The following is a 21,415-nucleotide window of genomic DNA, read 5'->3' on the forward strand; positions in this document are numbered from 1 at the left end:
ATCCCGGCACTCCGCCGTCCGGACCGGGGCCCCGTGCAGGGCGTACGGCTGCCCGCCGGCGCCGTACGTGACACGGGGTCACGGCCGCGGCTCGCCTTTCGGCCGGGCGGGTCGTCCCCGGTCCGGGGCGGTGGGTGCGGCGGGGCGGGGGACGGTCGCCGTCGGGGCGTACTGGGCGGCCTGGGCGTCGAACATCGCGGCGTAGCGGCCGCGGGCGGCCATGAGTTCGTCGTGGGTGCCGTGCTCGGCGAGGCGGCCGGCGGCGAGGACGTAGATGTGGTCGGCGTGGCGGACGCCGGACATGCGGTGGGTGACCAGGACGACGGCCCGGTTCGGGGCGGCGAGGCGGCGGATGCGGTCGAAGGCCTCGATCTCGGCCTCGGGGTCGAGGGCGGAGGTCGGCTCGTCGACGATGAGGACGCCGTCCGCCTGCGAGGTCGAACTGCGCCAGTGGGTGCGGGCCAGGCCGAGTTTCTGCCATTCGCCGCCGGACAGCTCGATGGCGCCGCGGAAGATGCGGGCGAGCAGGCTGCGCAGGCCGTGGGGGAGTTTGGCGACGACGGGACCGGCGGCGGCGTAGTCGACCGAGGGCATGAGGTCCTCGTCCGTCGCGGGGTGGCCGGGGCGGCCGAGGCGGATGTTCATCGCCGCGGTCACGGGCCAGCGCTGGAAGTCCTGGGTGAGCAGGCAGACGCGCTCGAAGACCTGGTCCCGGTCGAGGTCGGTGAGGTCCGCGTCGCCCCAGCGCAGGGTGCCGGTCCCGGGCAGCAGCATGCCGGAGAGGATCTTCATCAGGGTGCTCTTGCCGGAGCCGTTCTCGCCCACCACCGCGGTCACCGATCCCATCGGCAGCGTCAGGGACACCCCGTCCAGGGCGGCGGTGTCGCGGTCGGGGTAGCGGTAGGAGACCTGGTCCAGGACGATCCGGGCGACCCGTTCCGGTACGGGCGCGCCGCCGGCGGGCAGCGTCCGGCGCTCGGCCTGGACCAGGAAGCGGCCGTGGTCGCGGACGTAGAGGCTCTCCTCGTGCAGCTGGTTGACGTTCATGACCAGGGCGCCCAGGCTCGCCGAGCCGGTCCGCACCGCGATGACGGCGGTCCCGGCGACGGCGAGGCTCATGTGCCCGGCCGTGATGAGCCAGAACATGGCCCCGTAGGTCGCCGCCATCGCCAGTCCGGACAGGGCGGAGGCCACCCACTCGGTCAGGGCCTTGCTGGAGGCGAGGCGCTCCTGCTCGGCCTCGGCGCTCTCGGCCATGCGCTCGTAGCGGCTGAGGAGGAAGGCGCCGACCGCGTGGAGGCGGACTTCCTGGGCGGCGGTGCGGTCGGTGAGCAGGTTCCCGATCAGGCGGCTGGCCCGTACGTGCTCGATCCAGCTCATCACCGACACGTACCGCTCCTGGGCCACCCGCATGGCGCCCCAGCCGCGCGGGGCCGCGATGAGCACCAGCATGGGCAGCAGCAGCGGGTGCAGCACGGCGAGGACACCGGCGGTGGTGATCAGGGAGATGAGGCCGTTCAGCGCCGCGACGCAGGCGCCGATCATGCGGCGGGCGGAGCCGGGGCCCTGCTGCGCGATGTCGACGAGCCGCCGGAAGTCGGGGTCGTCGATGGCCTCCAGCTCGACCTTGGCCGCGGCGGCCAGGTACTGGGTGGTGGCGATCCGCTCGACCTTGGGCTCCAGCCGCCCCGCGCGGGAGGTGGACCAGGCGGACAGGGCGGAGTTGACGACGCCGATGACCGCGGCGGCCAGCAGACCGGGCAGCAGGGCGTGCAGCCGCTCGGGCGCGGTGCCGCTCCCGGCGAGCAGCGCGTGCATGACGGCGTTGACGGCCAGCAGGCCGGCGGCCGCGGCGACACCCTGGCCGATCTCGCCGGCGCCGACCGAGAGCAGGGCGCGCCGGTCCGCCTGCCACGCCATGCGCAGGGCCGCCCCGACGAGGCCGGGCATGGAACGCAGCGCCGACACCATGGTCAGGTCCAGGCCCGCGTGCTCGTGCTGGGACCAGCCCATGTCGTAGCGCAGGGGCCCGCCGAACAGCTCCTGCTCGGCCTCGGAGACCCGGGGCTCGGCCATCCTGACCGGGCCGAAGAACCTCTTCACCGGGCGCCCCCCGCGGACCGGCGCCCTGCTCGGCGGGACAGGCCGTGGGTCATGCCGGGTACCGCGCGTCCGGACGTGACCCGCGGGCGGGCAGGGTGCGGCGGCCGGCGGCGCGCCGCGGAGGGGCGCCCGGGGAGGCGGTGGCGGTGCCGAACGCGGGACGAACAACCACGGGGCGGCGTACGGGACTCACGGCGGCTCCTCGGCACGGGATGCGGGCTGGTGGTCGGGTAACGCGGGCTCCGGTGCCGCCGTAACGGGCCGGCGGCCCAGTCCCCGGGGCGCGGCTCCGGGCCCTGCCGGGCGCCCCCGGCGGGGTGGTGGACGCCCCTCGGCCGCCTCTCGCGGTGCGCCGCCACGGGGCTGCGCCGGAGCGGCACCCACCGCGCGGGGACGAGCCGCGGGGTGGGTGCCGGATCACCCGCCAGGCTATCGGCGGCGGGCAACTGCCGTACGCCGTACGGCAGGGAAGACCGTACGGTCCGTCCCGCGGGCGGGCGGGTGGCCGGGTGGACGGGCTGCCGCGGCTGCCGTCCCGCGAACGGCGGGGCGCCGCGGGCGCCTTGCGGAGTTTCATGCGAAAGGAGAGCGACCGGCGCGTTTCGTTGACTTCGTCCCGTTCGGGCGCCCAGGCTGGCCCGCGTTGCCCGGATCCCCCGGATCCGGCGCCCTGATCGTTTCCCCCGGCCGCCCGCTCGGCGGCGAAAGCTACGGAAGGTTGATACCGGACATGCCGGAGATGCTGTACACGATGGTCGTCGGCCTGGGCCGGGCAGGGGCGGGCCTCCACCTGCCGGCCCTCGCCAGGGCCCGGGAGCGGCAGCCGCGGTGGTTCGCGCCGGGGCCGGTGGTCGCCTTCGACCGGGACGCCGCGGTCCGCGCCCGCCACGTCGCGGACGGCGTGCGCACCGTCGCCTCGCTCGCTCAGGCGGGATACGTCCTGGACCCGGAACGAACCGTCGTCCACGTCTGCACCCCGCCGGCCGCCCGCGCCGAACTCGTCGGGGAACTGCTGCGCCTGGGCTTCCGCAGGCTGCTGGTGGACTGGCCGCTCGCCTGCGGCGACCGTGAGACCACCCGGCTGACGGACCTCCTGCGGCAGCCGGGCGTGCAGGCCGCCGCCGTGGCGCCGTGGCGGGACAGCACGCTGACCGGCCGGCTGACCGCCCTCGTCCGCGAGCGGTCCGCGCTGGGCGCGCTGCGGCAGATCTCCGTCGTCCAGAACAGGCCGCGCTTCCGCCGCTCGCTCGCCGCCGCCGGGCACCCGACCGCCTTCGACATCGGGATCCCGCACGCGCTGGGCGTCCTGCTGCGGCTCGCCGGGGACGCCGAGGTGGCGGGTGCCACCTGCACCGACCTCGACGTCCACGGCAGGCGGCTGCCCCGGCTCGGCGGCGCGACCCTGCGCCTGGCGCACCACGGGGGCGTGCGCAGCGTCATCCGCTCCGACCTCACCTCGCCCGTGCGGGAACGCCGGATCACGCTCCGCTTCGACCACGGCTCCGCGATCGGGCACTACCCCGCCGGCGCCTCCGACGACCACTCCCAGCTGCGCCTGCTCGTACCGAACGCGCCCGTCGGGCAGGTCGCCGTCTTCGCCGACGACGCGCTGACGGAGTTCATGCTGCGCGCCTACGCGGACTTCGCCACCGGTGGTCCCGGCGCCGCCGCCTTCGAGGAGCAGGCCCGGGTGGCCGGGCTGCTGGGGGAGGCGAAGGAGCTGGCCTTCCCGCTGGAGACGTGGGAGAGGCGCGGTGAGCTGGCCGGCGTCGGCTGATCGCGGCGCCGGGCCCGGACCCGCCGCTCAGGACGGGGTCCGGCCGTCGCCGCCCTCTGTCCGCAGGTACTGGAGGACCGCGAGGACCCGGCGGTTGTCGTCCGACGCGGCCGGCAGGTCGAGCTTGGCGAAGATGCTGTTGATGTGCTTGCTCACGGCGTTCTCCGTGACGACCAGGGCCGCGGCGATCCCCGCGTTGGAACGGCCCTGCGCCATCAGGGACAGCACCTCGCGCTCGCGCGGGGTGAGCCGGGACATCGGCCCCGTGGTGCCCAGCCGGGACACCATCGCGGACACGACCTTCGGGTCGAGCACCGTGGCGCCCCTGGCCACCTGCCGTACCGCGTCCACGAAGTCCGGGACGTTGCCGACGCGGTCCTTGAGCAGGTAGCCGATCGCACCCTCGCCCGAGCTGAGCAACTCCCGCGCGTAGAGCTGCTCGACGTACTGGCTGAGCACCACCACCGGCAGGCCCGGGCGGCGTTCGCGTGCCGCGAGGGCCGCGACCAGCCCCTCGTTGCTGTACGTCGGCGGCATCCGGACGTCCACCACCGCGACGTCCACCTCGGCGCGGGACAGCGCCTGCGACAGCGCCTCGGGGTCGCCGACCGCTGCCACGACCTCGAAGTCGTGCGCCTCCAGCAGGCGGGTCAGGCCGTCCCGGAGGAGGGCGAGGTCTTCGGCGATGACAACGCGCACGGCACCTCCATCGTGACCCGGGTCGGGCCCCCGGGCGGGCTGTCCACAGCGAGCGTGCCGTCGAAGACCTCCAGCCGGCGTGCCACCCCGCTCAGCCCGCTCCCGGCGTCCACGGCCGCGCCGCCGCGGCCGTCGTCGCCGACGACGACCGTCAGGGTACCGGCGCGGTGCACCAGGTCCACCCGCGCCCGGGCGGCGCCCGCGTGCTTGACGACGTTGGCCAGGCACTCCGCCGTCGCGAAGTACACCGCCGACTCCACCGGCGCCTCCAGCCGCCCGGGCACCTGCGCCTCCACCGTCACCGGCAGTGCCAGGTCCAGGGCCAGCGCCTGCACCGCGCCGGCCAGCCCGCGGTCGGCCAGCACCGGCGGCTGGATGCCCTCCATGACCGTCCGCAGCTCCTCCAGTGCCGTCAGCGTCGTCTCCCGCGCCTCCGCGAGCAGCGCGGCCACCGCGTCGGGATCGCGCCGCAGCAGCTCGCTCGCGAGGCCCAGGTTCATCGCCAGCGACACCATGCGGGCCTGCGCCCCGTCGTGCAGATCCCGCTCGATCCGCTTCAACTCGGCGGCCTGCACGTCGAGTACGCCGCTGCGCGTGCGGTGCAGCGCCGCCACCCGCTCGGTCAGCTCCCGCTCGCGGGCCGGCGGCAGCCGCTGGAGCCACCACGCGTGCGCCACGAGCGCGGCGGCCACCACCGGCGTGGTGAAGACCGGCCAGAAGAACCCGCCGCCGGACAGCGCCCAGGACACCACGTCGATGCCCACCCACACCGCGCTCAGGGCCAGTTGGAGGGCGAACGCGCGCCGCCGCCCGCGCGGCCTGCGCAGCGCCCAGCGCAGCCCGTACTGGAGCGCGAGGCTGACGCCGAGCCCGAACCACACCCAGCGCGGCCAGAAGTACTGGGGCCGCAGCTGCGTCCACACCAGCGTGCCGACCGCCCCGGCGGCGAGCGAGGCCACCGCCTGCCACACCAGGAACACGCCCCAGCCGGGCCAGCGCAAGCGCTGTCCCGGCCGGGGGAGACGGAGCCCCGCGCTCACACCGCCACCGCCGTCCGCAGGGCCGCCGTCGCGGGGGTGCGGCCCGTGCGGCGGGCCGCGGTGAGGGCGGCGGTCAGCGCGAGGACGGCGACCCCGGCGACGACCGCCGCGTGGATGCCGACCGCCGAGCCCGGCAGGACCTCACCCGTCACGGCCAGGCTGTACGGCACCGCGGACGCCGCGGCCGCGACCGTACCGAACAGCAGCCCCGTCGCGAGCGTCAGCGCCGTCTCCGCGGCGACCTGCCGCAGCACCTGGCGCTGCGTCGCGCCCGCCAGCCGCAGCTGCGCGAACTCGCCCCGCCGGGCGGTCGTCTCCGCCACCACCAGGTTCACCAGCATCACCGCGGAGAAGACCGCGAGCATGCCCACCACCACGTAGTTGAGCGTCGCCGTGCCCTTGTCGTCCGCGGACAGGTGCGGGTGCGCGGAGTTCCACACCGCCTGCATGGACAGCGTCCCCGTGGAGATCGCCGTGCACAGGACGACCGGCATGACCGCGCTCGCCGCCCGCTGGAGACGCTGCCGCACCGCCAGCACGCCCAGCCGGCCCGGGGCCCCGAGAGCGCCCAGCAGCGGGGCCAGGGCCGCGCTCACCGCCCGCAGCAGCACGGGGGCCAGCAGCGCGAAGCCCAGTGCGGACAGCACCGCGCCCTCGCCGGCCACCGACTGCGACTCGATCTTCGAGCCGTCCACCGCGGTCGCCGTCACCACCGCGCAGCCCGCCCCGGCCGCCACCAGCAGCACTCCCGCCGCCAGCCGGAAGCGGCTCGTACGGCGGCCGCCCGCGGCCGCCTGCCGGTGCGCCTCGGCGGCCCGGCGGCGGGCCGCCCGCCGCGCCGTGCCGAACGACGCCGCCAGCGCCGCCAGCAGGCTGCCGCCCGCCCCGACCGCGAGCGCCGACGCGCCGAACCGGAAACCGACCCCGTCCCCGATCTGGCCGGTGTCCTGGAGCAGGTGCAGCAGCGTCCAGCCGCCGCCGTAGCCGGCCGGCAGCGCCAGCAGCACGCCGGCCAGCCCGACCAGCGCCGTCTCGCCGACGACCAGCCGTACGGTCTGCGCGGGCGTGGCGCCCAGCGAGCGCAGCAGCGCCAGCTCGCCCGCCCGCTGCCGGGCCGCGACCGCCAGCGTCGTGGCCACGGCGGAGGCGACGACGAGCACGCCCCAGCCGCCGACGACCGAGGCCATGATCGTGAGCGTGTCGTGGTCGGCGGCGGTGACGTGCGGGCCGCCCGCGGTGTCCAGCAGCGCGGCGAAGGACATCAGGACCGCCGCGCCCAGGAAGACGGCGAGGAAGGCGGCGAGGAAGGTGCCGCGCCGGTGCCGTACCGACGCGCGGGCGAGTCCGGCGGCCATCACGCGACCTCCGTCCGCGGCGCGGCGGCGGCCCGGGGCCCGGCGCCCGCGCCGGTGTCCAGGGCGGCCATCCGGCGGGCGGTCTCCGCCGCGTCCGGGGACCGCAGCTCGTCCACGAGCCGTCCGTCGGCGAGGAAGAGGACGGTGTCGGCGAAGGCCGCCGCGACCGGGTCGTGCGTGACCATGACGATCGTCTGCCCGAAGGCGTCCGCGCTCTCCCGCAGCAGCGCCAGCACCTGCCGGCTGCTCGCGGTGTCCAGCGCGCCGGTCGGCTCGTCCGCGAACAGCACCGCGGGCCGGGTCGCCAGCGCGCGGGCGATCGCCACCCGCTGCTGCTGCCCGCCCGACAGCTCCGCCGGCCGCCGCTCCGCCAGTTCCGCGATGCCCAGCCGCTCCAGCACCGCCGCCGCCTCCGCGGCCGCCCGGCGCCCGCGCCGCCCGGCGAGCGACTGCGGCAGCAGCACGTTCTGCCGCACCGTGAGGTACGGCACGAGGTTGTAGTGCTGGAAGACGAATCCGATCCGCGACCGCCGGAAGCGCGTCAGCTCCGACTCCCCGCCCGACGGCAGCTCGACCCCGCCGACCAGCACCTGTCCCGACGTGGGCCGTTCCAGCCCCGCCGCACACTGCAGGAGCGTGCTCTTCCCCGAGCCCGACGGCCCCATCACCGCCGTGAACGACCCCGCCGCGAGCGCGAGCGAGACCCCGTCCAGCGCGGTCACCGGCTCCCCGCCCCCGTACACCTTGCGCACCCCGGCCATCCGCAGCGCCTCCCCGGCGCCCGATTCCACCCTGCCGTCCACGATCGTGTCCCTCCGCCGTCCGTATCCTCCGACACCGACGACGCTACGGAGCCCCCGCGGGCGGCGACATGCAGCCAGTATCCGCATCCCGCCCTACAGAAAACCCCACCCCGGGCGGGCCCTTTCCTGCGCGCCGGGCGTTTCCTCCGGCACCGACGACCGGGGTCCCCTGCCGGTCGGCGTCCGGCAGGGCTCCGGGTTCCGGCGGGGCGCCGGGGTCAGGACCGGGGGCCTGCGGAGCGCAGGGAGGCCACGGTGCAAAGGGCGGCGTCTCCACCCCCGGCTCCCGACGCGGCGGCGTTCTCCGGCGGCCGGGACCGGGTCCCACGGCGGCCGGGGACCGAGATCCGGGCACCGGGTGTTCGGCCGGAGTTTGGTGTTCGCACGTTTTTTGCCTAGGTTCGGGGACCAGCAGCCGCGGCGAGGGCACGGGGCACGGGGGGAGCGCCAGGCGTGAAGATCACGTTCTTGATCCATGACCTTTACGGGCTCGGCGGGACGAACCGCACGACGCTCAACCTCGCCACGGCGCTGTCCGAGCGGCACACGGTGACGATCGTGTCCGTGCGGCGGCACCGCACGGAGCCGGAGTTCGACTTCGACCCGCGCGTGACGGTCGTGCCGCTGGTGGACGCGCGGCGGGGGTCGGACGACATGGCCGATCCGCGCACGGCGGAGCCGTCGACCGCCTTCCCGCCCGCCGAGAAGCGGCTCTTCCAGTACAGCCGGCTCACCGACCTCAGGGTCGAGGAGTACCTGCGGGACTGCGACGCCGACGTCCTCATCGGCACCCGGCCCGGCCTCAACGTCTACCTCGCCCGGTTCGGCCCGCGCAACGCGCTGCGGATCGCCCAGGAGCACCTGACGCACGACAGCCACGGCGGCAGGCTGCGCGGCCAGTTCGCCGGCTTCTACCGGCGGCTGGACGCCCTGGTCACGATCACCGAGGCGGACGCGGCCGTGTACCGGGCGCGCATGAGCCTGCCCGGCCTGCGGGTGCTGGCGATCCCCAACTCCGTTCCGGACACCGGCATCCCGCCCGCCGACGGCACCGCCAAGGTCATCGCGGCCGCCGGGCGGCTGGCGCGCGGCAAGCGCTACGACCTGCTCATCGACGCCTTCCGTGACGTCGCCGCCAAGCACCCGGACTGGACGCTGCGGATCTACGGTGTCGGCCCGGAGAAGAACGCCATCCAGAAGCTCATCGACGACAGCGGCCTGCACGGCCGGGCGGTGCTCATGGGCGTCGTCTCGCCGATCGAGGGGGAGTTCGCAAAGGCGTCGATCGTCGCGTCCGCCTCCGACGCGGAGTCCTTCGGCATGACGCTCGTCGAGGCGATGCGCTGCGGTGTCCCGGTGGTCTCCACGGACTGCCCGCTCGGGCCCGCCGAGATCATCACCGACGGGGTCGACGGCCGTCTGGTCCCCAAGGGCGACCGCGACGCGCTGGCCGCCGCCCTGCTGGAGCTCGTCGCCGACGAGCCGGCCCGGCGCCGCATGGGCCAGGCCGCGCTGGCGTCCGCGCACCGCTACGACCCCGAGCGCGTCGTCGCCGCCTACGAGGCGCTCTTCGCGGACCTCGACGCCTCGCGCCGCTCCCGCGCCTGGTCCCGGCAGGCCGTCCGCGTCCGCCACTCGGTGACCCGCACACCCGCCCGCACGCTGCGCAGGGCGGCGCGCCGGGTGGCGCGGCGGCTGCGGCGCGGGCGCGGCTGAGGGCGCTCCCCGGGGCGGCCTCAGGCGAAGCCGCGTTCGAGCGCGTCCAGCGCCGCCCCCACCGCCGTCCGCACGTCCTGTGCGACGCGCCGCGGCGGGTGGTGGGCCAGCATGCCGGACTGCGCGACGCCGTGCCGCAGCGCGAGCACGCCCGTGGCCAGCGCCGCCCACGGCAGCGATCCGGTGGCCTCGGCGAGCGGGCCGCGCCACGACTGGGTGAGGGCGGCCCGCCGTACGGTCAGGGCCGGCGAGTCGTGCTCGCACTGCGCCCACACCCGCATCCCCTCCCATGCCGCCGCGTCGACCGTGGCCCAACGGAAGGGCATGGCGAGCAGGGGGCCGTCGAGGGCGAGCGGGCGCAGGGCCGCGGTGGCGGCGGCCGGGGGCAGGCCGCGGACGGTCGTGACGAGGTGGTCGAGGACGGCGGGCTCGGCGTCGAAGAAGAGGTCGTCCTTCGCGCCGAAGTAGTTGGTCACCGTCTTGACGGACACCCCGGAGGCCGCCGCGACCTGAGCGAGTGTGACGTTCTCGAAGCCGTGCCGCTCGAAGAGCCGGGTCGCCTCGTCCGAGATCCGCTGCCGGGTCTCCGCGTGCTTGCGTTCCCTCAAACCTGCCATGATAGAAATATTACCATGGTAGAACTTTTCGAGGCGGAGCCGGCCGCAGGCTCCTTCCACGCCGCGTCGGCCGGGCGGGACGTGGACTTCCGCGTCCTGGTCCCCGCCGACCGCGCCCCGGGCGAGCGGCTGCCGCTCGTCCTGCACCTGCACGGCGCGATGTCCTCCGCGGATTCCCTGGAGCGGGCGCGGCCGCTGTACGAGGAGGTGACCGCCCGCGGCGACCTCCCGCGCGCGCTCGTCGCGTGCGTGAGCACCCCGACACGGGGCGGCTTCTACATCGACGGCCCGGACGGCGGCTGGGAGTCGGTCGTCGCGGTGGACCTCCCCGCGCGCCTGGCCGACGGCTTCGGCCCGCTGGGCCCGACCGCCCTCTTCGGCGCGTCCATGGGCGGCTACGGCGCCCTCAAGATCGCCTTCGCGGCGCCCGAGCGCTACGCGGCCGTCGCCGCCCTCTCACCCACCGTCTTCCCCGGCGAGACGCCGGACGGCGTACCGGAACGCACCCGCCCCTCGGTGCTCGGCGAGCTGCACGAGGCGATGTCGCTGGGCAGCGGCGACCCGGCCGTGTACGCGGCGAACAGCGTCCACGGGCGGGCGCGCGCCCACGCCGCCCGCATCCGCGCCGCCCGGCTGCCCGTGCTGGTCGACTGCGGCGCGGCGGACGAGTTCCGGCTGTACGAAGGGGCGGAGCACCTGCACCGGGTGCTGGACGGGCTCGGTGTCGAGCACACCTACCGGCTGGTGCCCGGCGCCGGGCACATCGGCCCGGACGCGGACCGGCGGACGGTCGAAGCCCTCGCCTTCGTGGGGCGGGCGCTGCGCTGAGGCCCGGCCCGGTCAGCCGGCCAGGTGGCTCTGCACGGCCCGCCCGACCCGGCCGACGACGTCGCTCAGGGGCGCGTCGCACAGCGGCGGGATGCGGTAGACGTAGCGCACGAGGGCGGCGCCGATGAGCTGCGAACCGGCGAGTTCGGCGCGCAGTTCGGCGTCGTCGCCCTCGATCATCGCGCCGATCCGGGCGATGACCTCGCCGCGTACGAATTCCCGCAGCACCGTGGCGGCGGCCTCGTTGGAGGCGGCCGAGACCAGCATCGCCTGGAAGGGGTGGCGGCGGGCCGGGTCCTCCCACATGCCGAAGAAGTAGGCGGCTAGCCGCTGTCCGAGATCCGTGCCGCCGTCGTCCGCGAGCACCCGGCCCACGCCCTCGTCCGGCTGCACGGCCTCGTCGAGGACCGCCTTGAACAGGCCGTCCTTGCCGCCGAAGAACTGCACGATCAGCGACGGGTCGACGTCCGCCGCGCGGGCCACCGCCCGTACGCTCGTCGCCTCGTAGCCCTGCGCGAAGTGCTCGCGCGCGGCCCGCAGGATGTCCCCCCGGGTGTCGGCGTCGCCGCCCCGCCGACCTCCCCGGCGGCGGGCCGGGGGCTGCGGGGCGGAGGTGGGCACAGCCGGAAGTATAGGCGGGGCCTGCGGCGTCCCGGGGCCGCCTGCCGCCGGGGCCCGCCGGGCGTCCCGCCCCGCCGCGGGGAAAGCGGGACGCCGGGTGCGGGAGCGCGTCCCGTACCCGGCTCGTCCGGCCGTCATGCCGCCGGAAGGGTGGTGACGTCCGCGCCGCGCACCCGCGGCAGCGCCGCCACCAGCAGGAACGAGAGGGCGAACACGCCCACCTGCCAGCCCAGCGCCTGCTGGAGCGAGCGGCTGAAGTCGTGCTGCCGGGCCTGCGGGAGCGCCTCGGTGACGACGGCCCGGTGGACGGCGGTCCGCACGTCCGCGGGCGCGGCCGCCGCCTGCGCGGTCATCCGGGCGCAGCTCGCCGGGGTGGCCGCGGGGTCGGTGGCGTGGGCGCGGTCGGTGAAGCACACGGTGAAGCCCGCGAGGACGTCGTGCTGCTGGTCCGCGGAGAGGTGGGCGGCGGTGAGCTGCCGGTGCAGCTGCGGGGTGACGGCGTCCACGGAGTGCTGGGCGTTGCCGCCGAGCAGGCCGAAGAAGATCACGCCGGCCACTGCGATGCCGAGCGCCGCGCCGACCTGCTGCGCGGTGGCCAGCACGCCCGAGGCCGATCCGGCGTCGCGCGGCGGCAGCCCGGCGGTGATGACGCCCGTGACCGGGGCGAGGAAGAGGCCGGCGCCGGTGCCGGCCACCGCGAGCGAGGGCAGCAGCTGGTAGCCGTGCAGGCCGGTCCCGGCGGCGTGCAGGGTGAGCAGTACGCCGGTCATGCCGAGGACGAGGAGCGCGGTGCCGAGCGAGAGCGTGCGGGTGCCGAGGCGGCGGACCACCGCGCTGGAGCGGGCGGAGGCGAGGGCGACGAAGACGGCGAAGCCGAGCGTGACGGTGCCCGCGCCGACCGCGCTGTAGCCGAAGCCCGCCTGGAGGGTGAGGATGAAGAGGAAGAAGAAGCTCGGGATCCCGGCGAAGAAGACCAGGTTGACGGCCAGGCCCACACTGAAGGAGCGGCGGGCGAAGAGCCCCGGCCGGATCAGCGGGTCGGCGTCCGCGTCCCGTCCGAGCCGCCGCTGCTGCGCGGCGAAGGCGCCGAGCACGGGCACGCTGAGCGCGAGCAGCACCCACGCCCACACCGGCCAGCCCTGGTCCCGGCCCACCACGAGCGGCAGCACCAGCAGGAACAGGCCGCCGGTCACGAGCAGCGCGCCGGTCAGGTCGAGGCGGCGGCCGCGGTCGCCGTAGGTCTCGGGCAGGACGCGCAGCGCTCCGGCGAGGGCGAGGGCGCCGATCGGCAGGTTGAGGTAGAAGATCGCGCGCCAGCCCGTGCCGAGGACGTCCGCGGCGATGAGCGCGCCGCCGAGGACGGGCCCGGAGATGGTCGCCAGACCGATCGAGGCACCGTACGCGCCGAGCGCCTTCGGGCGGCTCCGCTCGTCGTACAGGCTCTGGATGATGGCCAGGACCTGCGGGAACATCAGGCCCGAGCACATGCCCTGCACCAGCCGTGCGACGACGAGGGTGGTCGCGTCCGGCGCGGCGCCGCACAGCGCGGAGGTGAGGACGAAGCCGAGCATCCCGATGAGGAAGAGCCGCCGCCTGCCGTGGCTGTCGCCGAGCCGGCCGCCGGTGACGAGGGTGCAGGCGAAGGTGAGGCTGTAGCAGGCCAGGACGAGCTGCGCGGTGCCGAAGCCGGCGCCCAGGTCGTCCTGGATCGAGGGGATCGCCACCGTGACGATCGTGGTGTCCAGCAGCTGCATGAAGACGGCCGAGAGGACGACCACCAGGGCGAGCGCGCGGTGGCCGCGCCCGGCGGCGAGCGGCGCAGCGCCGGCGGTGGCCGCGCTGCCTGCGGCGGGAGGTGCGGCGGACATCGATAACTCCTCACGCGTTGAGTTTCTTCGATGAAAAGAACTCTACGCCTGTTGAGTTCTATGTCAACGGCCTGGGAGGAACCGCTCGCGGACCGGCCCGATCGAGGGGAGCCCGTACCCCCGCAACTGGTGCGGAAGCGGGCCGAGTTGGGCCGCCGGGGGCCTGGGGGCGCTACAACTTTTCGCAGTCCGGGGCCGTCTGACTGGCTGTCGGCGGACCATCCCGCCCGGCCGGGACACGGGCGAACGCCCATGACATGGGGGACGGTTGCGGATGCACGGCGGCATGGCGGAGGGCGGGGGGAGCCGGCCGGACGCCGGTACGGGTGCGGACGCCGGTACGGGCCATACGGACACCGGGCCGGGCGGCTCCGGCATCCCCGGCCGGCGCCGCGCGGAGCCCGGATCCCACCGTGCGGGACCGCGCGGCGACGGGGGCGCCCCGCCCGGCGGCCACCGGCGCGGCGGCCCCCGCGGCCGGAAGAAGCCCGTCAGCCGCCGCCGCAGGGCGGTGAAGTGGATCGCGATCGGGGTCGGCGTCGCCGTACTCGGCACGGCGGGAGCGGCGTTCGGCTACTACGAGTACCTGGCCGGCAAGATCCAGAAGGGCGAGCGGGTCAGCGGCAAGAGCACCGTCGCCAAGGCGAAGGCCAACGCCGACGGCACGAGCGCCATGAACATCCTCATCATCGGCTCGGACAACCGCGACGACCCGGCGGACGCCGCGCTCGGCGGCGCCAAGGACGCCACGGGCGAGCGCGCCGACGTGGTCATGATCGCCCACCTGTCCGCGGACCGCAGCAACATGTCGGTCGTGAGCATCCCGCGGGACACCCGGGTGCGGATACCGGAGTGCACCGACCCCAAGACGCACCACGTCTACGCGCCGACAGAGGACATCATCAACGCCTCGCTCAACCGCGGCGGCGCGGGCTGCACGCTCGCGACCGTGCAGAACCTCACCAAGGTCTACATCGACCACTGGATGATGATCCGCTTCTCCGGTGTGGTGAAGATGGCCGAGGTCGTCGGCGGCGTCGAGGTCTGCGTGGAGCAGCCCGTCTGGGACCACCCGACGCCGCGCGCGCCCGGCACCTCGCACCTGCTGCTCAAGAAGGCCGGCAAGCAGACCGTCACCGACCCGAAGATGGCGCTCGCCTGGCTGCGCGCCCGGCACCCCTTCATGGACGACGCCGGGCGCGCCAAGGCCCAGCACATGTACATGAACTCGCTCATCCGCAAGCTGCGCGGCGAGAGCCTGTTCACCAGCCCGGGCAAGCTCAACAAGATCGCCACGGCCGCGATGTCGGCCTTCGTCGTCTCCGAGGAGATCGGCACCCCGAAGAAGCTGTACGACCTGGGGATGCAGCTCAAGACCGTGCCGCCGGACCGCATCACGATGCTGACGATGCCGCACGACGCGGACCCGGAGAACAGGGGCGCCCACTACGTCCCGTCCAAGGACGCCGACACCGTCTGGTCGCTGCTGCGCAACGACACCCCCATGGACGCCAACGGCAAGCCCCACGGCAGCGGCACGCCGACGGCCTCGCCCACGCCGTCCGGCCCGCCCGCGGCCGCCCCGGCGACCGTCCCCGTCACCGTCGTCAACGGCACGGCCGGCAGTGCGGCGAGCGGCAGCCCGGCCGTGCCCGGACGGGCGGGCGACATCGCCGACGCCCTCAAGGCGGCGGGCTACACGCAGGCGGGCTACGACAGGACGGCCGCGCCCAGCCCCGCGACGACCGTCACCTACCCGTCGAGCGGCGGCGCCCAGGCGAAGGCCGACGCGACGGCGGTCGCGGGCGTCCTCAAGATCCCGGTGAGCGACGTCAAGGCGTCCGCGGACGTCGGCCACATCACCCTCGTGATCGGCGCCGACTGGCGCACCGGCACCGACTTCGCCGCGACCGCCCCCAAGGCAGGCGGCGTCCCGAAGAGCGCCCAGGCGGTCAACGGGGCCGAGGAGGGCTGCATGCCCGTCTACTGGCCGTACGTCTACCACGGCAAGTAGCGCCCGCGGGCCCGGCGTCCAGCGCGGCGGCGGAGGCCGGGACGTCCGGCGCCGCGGCGGCTCCCCCTCCGCGCGCGGGCCCGGCCGCGGCGGCGGAGGCCGCCTGGGGCCGGGCGTCCGCGGGCCCGGCGCACGCGCCGGAGCGTGCGCCGCTGCGGTGTGTCTCCGGCGTGCTTCCGGCAGGTTTGTTGATGGCTGAATCAATCGGGTGGGACGCGACCGGATGGGCGTACGGTCATGTGTCCGGCCGGGCGCGTGGGGACGCGCAGGCCGGCCCGGCCGCGGAGCGCCGGGGGGCGGCCGCGGGCTGTGGCCGGTTCCGTGTAACGGGGAGGCCGCGCCCGCCCGTCAATGGAGGGGGAGCTGAGACAGGGGGGCAATCTCGCATGGACGACGGAAGAAGGGACGAGGACGGCCGTCTCGTCGCCGTCCTCGACGAACTGTCGAGGCGCACCGGCCGGCCGGCCGGGGACACCGGTGACCACTGGCCGCTGTACGAGGCGGCCCTCGGTGACACCGCGAACCACGCCCTGCTCTTCGAGGCGGTCTGGTTCGAGCCCGACCAGAACGTCGCGCTGAGCGTCGTCCTGCGGGTGCTCGGGAGCCTGCCGGAGGACGAACAGGCGCGCTGGATCGCCCAACTGCGCTGGGAGTACAGCCGGGAGTACGCGCAGCGCTGCGCCCGGGGAGCCGCGTACTGACCCTCCGCCCGGGGAGCGGGCGCGCCCCGCGCGGCGGTGTCCGGCGGGCACCGCCGCGCCCGGGCGCCCGGCCCGCGCGGCGGCGCGTCACGCGCTCCTCCCCCGAACCGGCCGGGACCGGCATCTGATCGGAGCCGCGGAACCGGCCCTGCTCCCGGGCCACGCGACCGCGCGGGGACGGCGGCCACCAGCGCGCCAAGGGCACGGATAGTGCGCGGCAAGGCGCCGGGCCAAGGGTGGGCGCAGCCCGTAGAGGGATGCACTGACCTGGGAGAGGAGCTGGCCCCGATGACGTACTCCGGGGGCGAACCGCGGCCCGGCGGGACGGCGGGGGCGGGAGGCGCGGGGCGCGCGCTGGAGGTGTGCGTCGTGGGGGCCGGGCCGCGCGGGCTCTCGCTGCTCGAACGGCTCATCGCGCGCGAGCGCCGGAACCCGCGCTGGCAGCGGCTGACACTGCACGTCGTGGACCCGGATCCGCCCGGCGCGGGGCGGGTCTGGCGGCTGGGGCAGTCCCGGCACCTGCTCATGAACACCGTCGCGAGCCAGGTCACCGTCTTCACGGACGCGAGCGTCAGCATCGAGGGGCCGCTGGAGCGCGGCCCGAGCCTGTACGAGTGGGCGAAGGCGCTCGCCGACATCGCGGACGTCTCCGGCGCGCCCGGCCCGGACGACGCGGCGCTGCGCGAGGCCCGCGCGCTCGGGCCCGACACGTATCCGACGCGCGCGCTCTACGGGCAGTACCTGACGTGGGCCTTCCGCCATGTCGCCGCGGACGCGCCCGCGCACGTACGGGTGAGGGTGCACGCGTCGCGGGCGGTCGCGCTGGACGACGGGGACGCCGCGCTCGGCGCGCACGGGCCGCAGACGGTGCTGCTGGAGGACGGCACCCGGCTGACGGGGCTCGGTGCGGTGCTGCTGGCGCAGGGCCACGTGCCGGTCCACCCGACCACCACCGAGCGGGAGCTGGCGGCCTTCGCCGCCCGGCACCGGCTCACGTACCTCCCGCCCGCGAATCCCGCGGACACCGACGTGTCGGCGGTCGCGCCCGGCGAGACGGTACTGCTGCGCGGCCTGGGCCTGGCCTTCTTCGACTACATGGCGCTCTTCACGCACGCCCGCGGCGGTGTCTTCGAGCGCGCGGACGGACGGCTGGTGTACCGCCCGTCGGGCAGGGAGCCGCACTTGGTGGCGGGGTCGCGGCGCGGAGTCCCGTACCAGGCGCGCGGCGACAACCAGAAGGGCGCGTACGGGCGTTACACCCCGCGGCTGCTCACCGCCGAGTACGTGGCGGCGCTGCGCACCCCGTCCACCGCGAGCGAGCCGGTGCGCTTCGGCACCGGGCTGTGGGCGCTGATCGCGATGGAAGTGCAGTGCGTCTACTACGAGACGCTGCTCGCGCACCGCGGGACCCCGGCGCGGGCCGCGGACTTCGCGGCCCGCTACCTGAGCGCCGCTCCCGGCGAGGACGAGCAGCGGCTGCTGGACGAGGCGGGTATCGCCCCGGCCGACCGCTGGGACTGGGAACGCCTCGAACGCCCCTACGGTGCCCCCGAGCTGCGGGACGTCGCCGCCTTCCGGGCCTGGCTGCGCGGCTATCTCGACGACGACGTGCGCAAGGCCCACGAGGGCAACGTGGACGGGCCGTTCAAGGCCGCGCTGGACATCCTGCGCGACCTGCGCAACGAGGTGCGGCTCGCCGTCGACCACGGCGGGCTCGACGCCGCCTCGCACCGCGACGAGCTGGACGGCTGGTACACCCCGCTCAACGCCTACCTGTCGATCGGACCGCCCGCCACCCGCATCGAGGAGATGGCCGCGCTCATCGACGCCGGGATCCTGGACGTCACCGGCCCCGGCCTGCGGGTCGGCATCGCGGCGGATCCCGCGGACGGCGGGCCGTGCTTCGTGGCGACCTCCACCGAGATCGCCGACGTGCGGGTACGGGCCACCGCGCTGATCGAGGCGCGGCTCCCGGACATCGACCTGCGCCGCACCGCCGACCCGCTCATGTCGCACCTGCTGACCACGGGCCAGTGCCGCACCTACCGCGTCCCCGGCACGGACGGCACGGACTACGAGACCGGCGGCCTCGCCGTCTCGCACCGCCCCTGCCGCCTGCTCGACGCCCACGGCACCGCGCACCTGCGGCGCTTCGCCTACGGCGTCCCGACGGAGTCGGTGCACTGGGTGACGGCGGCCGGCATCCGTCCGGGCGTCGGCTCGGTGACGCTGGAGGAGTCCGACGACATCGCCGCCGCCGTCCTCGCACTGCCCGAACCCGCGCTCCCGCAGGACCGGTTGCCGGAGCGGACCGGCGGGCACGGCCGTACGGTGAAGAACGCCGGGACGAGGGGATGACGAGGGGATGACGCGATGAGCACGACGCCGTACGGGGAGCACCAGCCCGCCTGGGCCGACCTCGGGCTGCTCTCGCCCGTGCGGGCCGGGACCCCCGCCGAGGCGGCGGTCGGCGACGCGGCCTGGCTCCAGGCGATGCTGGACGCCGAGGCCGCCCTGGTACGGGCGCAGGTGCGCTGCGGGACGGTGCCCGCCGCCGCCGCCGAGGCGATCACGGCGGCGGCGCGGGCCGAGCACCTGGAGGTGCGCGCGCTCGCGCTCGCCGCGCGGGAGACGGCCAACCCGGTCGTCGGCCTGGTCGCCGCACTCACCCGCGTGGTCGCCGAACGGGCCCCGGAGGCGGCCGAGTTCGTGCACCGCGGCTCCACCAGCCAGGACATCCTGGACACCGGCGCGATGCTGGTGGCCGCGCGGGCGCTGCGGCTGATCCGCGCCGATCTGCACACCGTCGCCGACACCCTCGCGGTGCTCGCCGCCGGGCACCGCGACACCGTCATGGCGGGCCGCACCCTCGCCCTGCACGCCGTGCCCACCACCTTCGGGCTGAAGGCCGCGGGCTGGCGGCAGCTGGTGCTGGAGGCGGCCGAGCGCGTCGGCGCGGTCGCCGACCGCGGGCTGCCCGTGTCCCTGGGCGGGGCGGCCGGCACCCTCGCCGGCTACCACCAGTACGCCGGCGAGGACGCCGAACCGGCCGCCGTGCTCGACCTGGTGTCCGCCTTCGCCGCCGAGACCGGCCTCGCCGTCCCCGTCCTGCCCTGGCACGCGCTGCGCACGCCGCTCGCGGACCTCGGTGCCGCGCTCGCGCACACCACCGGCGCCCTCGGCAAGATCGCCGCCGACGTGCTCGTGCTGGCCCGCACGGAGGTCGGCGAGGCCGCCGAGCCGGGCGGCGCGGGGCGCGGGGCGTCGTCCGCGATGCCGCACAAGCGCAATCCGGTGCTGGCCACGCTCATCCGCTCGGCGGCGATCCAGGTGCCCGCGCTGTCCTCGGTGCTGGCGTCCTGCCTGGCCACCGAGGACGAGCGCTCCGCGGGTGTGTGGCACGCCGAGTGGCAGCCGCTGCGCGAGTGCCTGCGGCTGGCGGGCGGGGCCGCGTACACCGCGGTCGAGCTGGTGCGCGGGCTCGGCGTCGACCCGGAACGGATGCGCGCCAACCTCGCCGCGACCGGCGGGCAGATCGCCTCCGAGCGCCTGTCGGCGGTGCTGGCCCCGGCGCTCGGCAGGGCGGCGGCGAAGGAGCTGCTGGGCGCGGCCTCGCTGCGGGCGGCGGCGGAGGGCCGCCCCCTCGCCGACGTGCTGGCGGACGAGCCCCGGCTGCAAGGCCTGCTGGACGCGGGGCAGGTGGCGGAACTGCTGGACCCCGCGGGATACACCGGGGCGGCCGGGCCGCTCGTGGACCGCGCGCTCGGCGGCTGAGCCCCGGCGGGGTACGGCAGCGGCCCGCGGCCCGGACGTCTCCGGAAGCCGCGGGCCGCTCCCGCGCGGGACTGCGGCCGTGCGCGGTCCTCAGTCCCCGTAGCTGTGCCCGTAGACCGGCGGCTTGGTGCTGGGCGGACAGGTGGTCGGCGGGGTGGTGGGCGGCGTGGTGGGGGGTGTGGTCGGAGGGGTGGTGGGGGGTGTCGTCGGCGGGGTGGTGGGGGGCGTGGTGGGCGGGGTGGTCGGGGTGGTGGTCGGCGGGGTCGTGGGAAGGGTGCCGCAGTCGATCGACGCGTCGAAGGGGAAGTCGTGGATCTCGCCGGCGTCGACCCAGTTTCCGTTGTCGAGCTGCGGCCCGGCGGTCAGCTGGCGTACGACGATGTCGCCCTCGATGTTGGCGGCGTCGGTGTCGACGAGGTGGGCGTTCGGGGCGAAGATCGTGCCTTCGAGGCTGTCACCGGTGGCCAGGTGGATGTACGTGGCGTCGGGGAAGTCCCAGAGCATGAAGGGCGCCTGGTCCCCGCTGACGCCCGCGAGGTTCGGCACGTCCCAGGTGTACTCCCCGCTCGTCGCGCTCGTGTCCACGACGACCAGGAAGGGCGTGTCCGCGGTCGGCTGGTCGCGGAAGGTGAGGTTGCCGATGCGGTTCAGGTCGTCGCCCGTGATGTGCAGGACGTTCGTCACGCCGGGGGTGAGGTGGACGTAGGCGTCCGTGCCCGCGGGGAAGCCGGTCTGCGGGTCGAGCGGGTCGCCCTGCGCGTTTTCCAGGACGACGTTGGCGTCGCAGGTGCTCATCGCGGCGGCACGGTCGCGGTAGTCGGAGAAGAGCGTCGTGAAGTCGATGAGGCCCGGCTTCGGGGCCACGGAGGCGGGCGGCTGGTCGGTGGTCAGCTGGATGCGGGGCGTGGCGTCGTAGCCCGCGCCCTCCGGGACGACCCGGGTGTTGACGAGCGCGTTGTTCGCGTCCCGGTCGAGCACGTCCACCCCGGTGGGATCGCCGATCTTGACGTAGCCGTTGTTCAGCACCTGGAGCACACCCGCCGGGTCGCTCTCCCCGGGCAGCACGCGGCCGCCGACCAGCAGCGCGGTGGGCTCGGCGTCGCCGTCGTCCACGAAGCTCCCGGTGGTGTGCAGGGCGACGTTGTAGCCGGGCCCGAAGGACAGGTCGCCGCCGAGGGCGACGGTCCCCTCGGTCTCGGTGGTGCCGAGCACGGCGTCGCGCTCGACGATGGTCCCGAAGCCCTGGTTGCCGGTGACGGGGTTCCCGACCGCGCGGGTCGCGGCGAGCGCCACCGGGGCCGAGCGCATGGCGACGAGGCCGGCGACGGCGAGGCTGCACGTGCACACCGCGAGGCCGGCGGTGGCGAAGAGTGGTTTGCGCATGCCCGCGACCGTAGGCAGAAGGGGACGCCTTTCCCCCGCACCGTTCCGGGGACGCACCTCCCCGTCCATCCGATCGGCGCACCCCGCTGTGGGCCGTGCGAGTAGCCCGGCCGCCG

Annotated in this window: 16 protein-coding genes; 7 read left to right on the plus strand and 9 right to left on the minus strand. The window is 75.7% G+C overall.

Annotated elements, in window-relative coordinates:
• Nucleotides 1-78: 78 nt before the first annotated feature.
• Nucleotides 79-2,103, minus strand: a complete 2,025-nt coding sequence (locus ACH4SE_RS04005; protein WP_398541702.1) for an ABC transporter ATP-binding protein — start codon at nt 2,101-2,103, stop codon at nt 79-81.
• A gap of 730 nt (nt 2,104-2,833) precedes the next feature.
• Here ACH4SE_RS04005 and ACH4SE_RS04010 point away from each other — a divergent pair.
• Nucleotides 2,834-3,880 carry a hypothetical protein gene (locus ACH4SE_RS04010; protein WP_398541703.1) on the plus strand — a complete coding sequence of 349 codons (1,047 nt, stop codon included), beginning with the start codon at nt 2,834-2,836 and terminating at the stop codon, nt 3,878-3,880.
• Nucleotides 3,881-3,907: 27 nt separating this feature from the next.
• On the opposite strand, the gene ACH4SE_RS04015 is transcribed toward ACH4SE_RS04010, so the two are convergent.
• Genes ACH4SE_RS04015 through ACH4SE_RS04030 form a run of 4 tightly spaced genes read right to left on the minus strand, consistent with a single transcriptional unit; the run spans nt 3,908 to nt 7,735 of the window.
• Complete coding sequence (locus ACH4SE_RS04015; protein WP_398541704.1) at nt 3,908-4,579, minus strand: response regulator; 672 nt, start codon at nt 4,577-4,579, stop codon at nt 3,908-3,910.
• Nucleotides 4,531-5,580 carry a sensor histidine kinase gene (locus ACH4SE_RS04020; RefSeq protein ID WP_398541705.1) on the minus strand — a complete coding sequence of 350 codons (1,050 nt, stop codon included), beginning with the start codon at nt 5,578-5,580 and terminating at the stop codon, nt 4,531-4,533. The genes ACH4SE_RS04015 and ACH4SE_RS04020 overlap by 49 nt, the downstream gene beginning before the upstream one ends.
• Before the next feature lie 35 nt (nt 5,581-5,615).
• On the minus strand, nt 5,616-6,974 hold the full coding sequence (locus tag ACH4SE_RS04025) for an FtsX-like permease family protein (RefSeq protein ID WP_398541706.1): 1,359 nt from the start codon (nt 6,972-6,974) through the stop codon (nt 5,616-5,618).
• Nucleotides 6,974-7,735: an ABC transporter ATP-binding protein gene (locus tag ACH4SE_RS04030; protein WP_398542129.1), complete on the minus strand. Its 762-nt coding sequence runs from the start codon at nt 7,733-7,735 to the stop codon at nt 6,974-6,976. Before ACH4SE_RS04030 ends, ACH4SE_RS04025 begins: the two co-directional genes overlap by 1 nt.
• Before the next feature lie 510 nt (nt 7,736-8,245).
• On the opposite strand from ACH4SE_RS04030, the gene ACH4SE_RS04035 reads away from it, so the two are divergent.
• A complete protein-coding gene (locus ACH4SE_RS04035) occupies nt 8,246-9,493 on the plus strand; it encodes a glycosyltransferase family 4 protein (RefSeq protein ID WP_398541707.1) in 1,248 nt (415 codons plus the stop codon).
• A 20-nt stretch (nt 9,494-9,513) separates the two neighbouring features.
• On the opposite strand, the gene ACH4SE_RS04040 is transcribed toward ACH4SE_RS04035, so the two are convergent.
• Entirely contained in the window at nt 9,514-10,110 is a 597-nt protein-coding gene (locus tag ACH4SE_RS04040; RefSeq protein ID WP_398541708.1) for a TetR/AcrR family transcriptional regulator, read from the minus strand.
• A 15-nt stretch (nt 10,111-10,125) separates the two neighbouring features.
• On the opposite strand from ACH4SE_RS04040, the gene ACH4SE_RS04045 reads away from it, so the two are divergent.
• Entirely contained in the window at nt 10,126-10,938 is an 813-nt protein-coding gene (locus ACH4SE_RS04045; protein WP_398541709.1) for an alpha/beta hydrolase, read from the plus strand.
• Between the two features lie 12 nt (nt 10,939-10,950).
• Here ACH4SE_RS04045 and ACH4SE_RS04050 read toward each other — a convergent pair whose 3' ends face one another.
• Entirely contained in the window at nt 10,951-11,559 is a 609-nt protein-coding gene (locus ACH4SE_RS04050; RefSeq protein ID WP_398541710.1) for a TetR family transcriptional regulator, read from the minus strand.
• A 134-nt stretch (nt 11,560-11,693) separates the two neighbouring features.
• Nucleotides 11,694-13,427, minus strand: a complete 1,734-nt coding sequence (locus ACH4SE_RS04055; protein WP_398541711.1) for an MFS transporter — start codon at nt 13,425-13,427, stop codon at nt 11,694-11,696.
• 286 nt (nt 13,428-13,713) lie between these two features.
• On the opposite strand from ACH4SE_RS04055, the gene ACH4SE_RS04060 reads away from it, so the two are divergent.
• The 4 genes from ACH4SE_RS04060 to pcaB all read left to right on the plus strand — a co-directional run bounded on the left by ACH4SE_RS04060 (nt 13,714) and on the right by pcaB (nt 19,916).
• Complete coding sequence (locus ACH4SE_RS04060; protein WP_398541712.1) at nt 13,714-15,441, plus strand: LCP family protein; 1,728 nt, start codon at nt 13,714-13,716, stop codon at nt 15,439-15,441.
• Between the two features lie 386 nt (nt 15,442-15,827).
• Nucleotides 15,828-16,142 carry a hypothetical protein gene (locus ACH4SE_RS04065; protein ID WP_398541713.1) on the plus strand — a complete coding sequence of 105 codons (315 nt, stop codon included), beginning with the start codon at nt 15,828-15,830 and terminating at the stop codon, nt 16,140-16,142.
• Between the two features lie 288 nt (nt 16,143-16,430).
• The gene (locus tag ACH4SE_RS04070) at nt 16,431-18,500 is read left to right on the plus strand and encodes an FAD/NAD(P)-binding protein (RefSeq protein ID WP_398541714.1); all 2,070 of its coding nucleotides are present in this window, start codon (nt 16,431-16,433) and stop codon (nt 18,498-18,500) included.
• Nucleotides 18,501-18,515: 15 nt separating this feature from the next.
• Nucleotides 18,516-19,916 carry a 3-carboxy-cis,cis-muconate cycloisomerase gene (pcaB, locus tag ACH4SE_RS04075; RefSeq protein WP_398541715.1) on the plus strand — a complete coding sequence of 467 codons (1,401 nt, stop codon included), beginning with the start codon at nt 18,516-18,518 and terminating at the stop codon, nt 19,914-19,916.
• 90 nt (nt 19,917-20,006) lie between these two features.
• On the opposite strand, the gene ACH4SE_RS04080 is transcribed toward pcaB, so the two are convergent.
• Complete coding sequence (locus ACH4SE_RS04080; RefSeq protein WP_398541716.1) at nt 20,007-21,299, minus strand: collagen-binding domain-containing protein; 1,293 nt, start codon at nt 21,297-21,299, stop codon at nt 20,007-20,009.
• Nucleotides 21,300-21,415 lie beyond the last annotated feature (116 nt).

The sequence above is a fragment of the Streptomyces sp. NPDC020983 genome (assembly GCF_044333485.1).
In the GTDB taxonomy this organism is placed as follows: domain Bacteria; phylum Actinomycetota; class Actinomycetes; order Streptomycetales; family Streptomycetaceae; genus Actinacidiphila.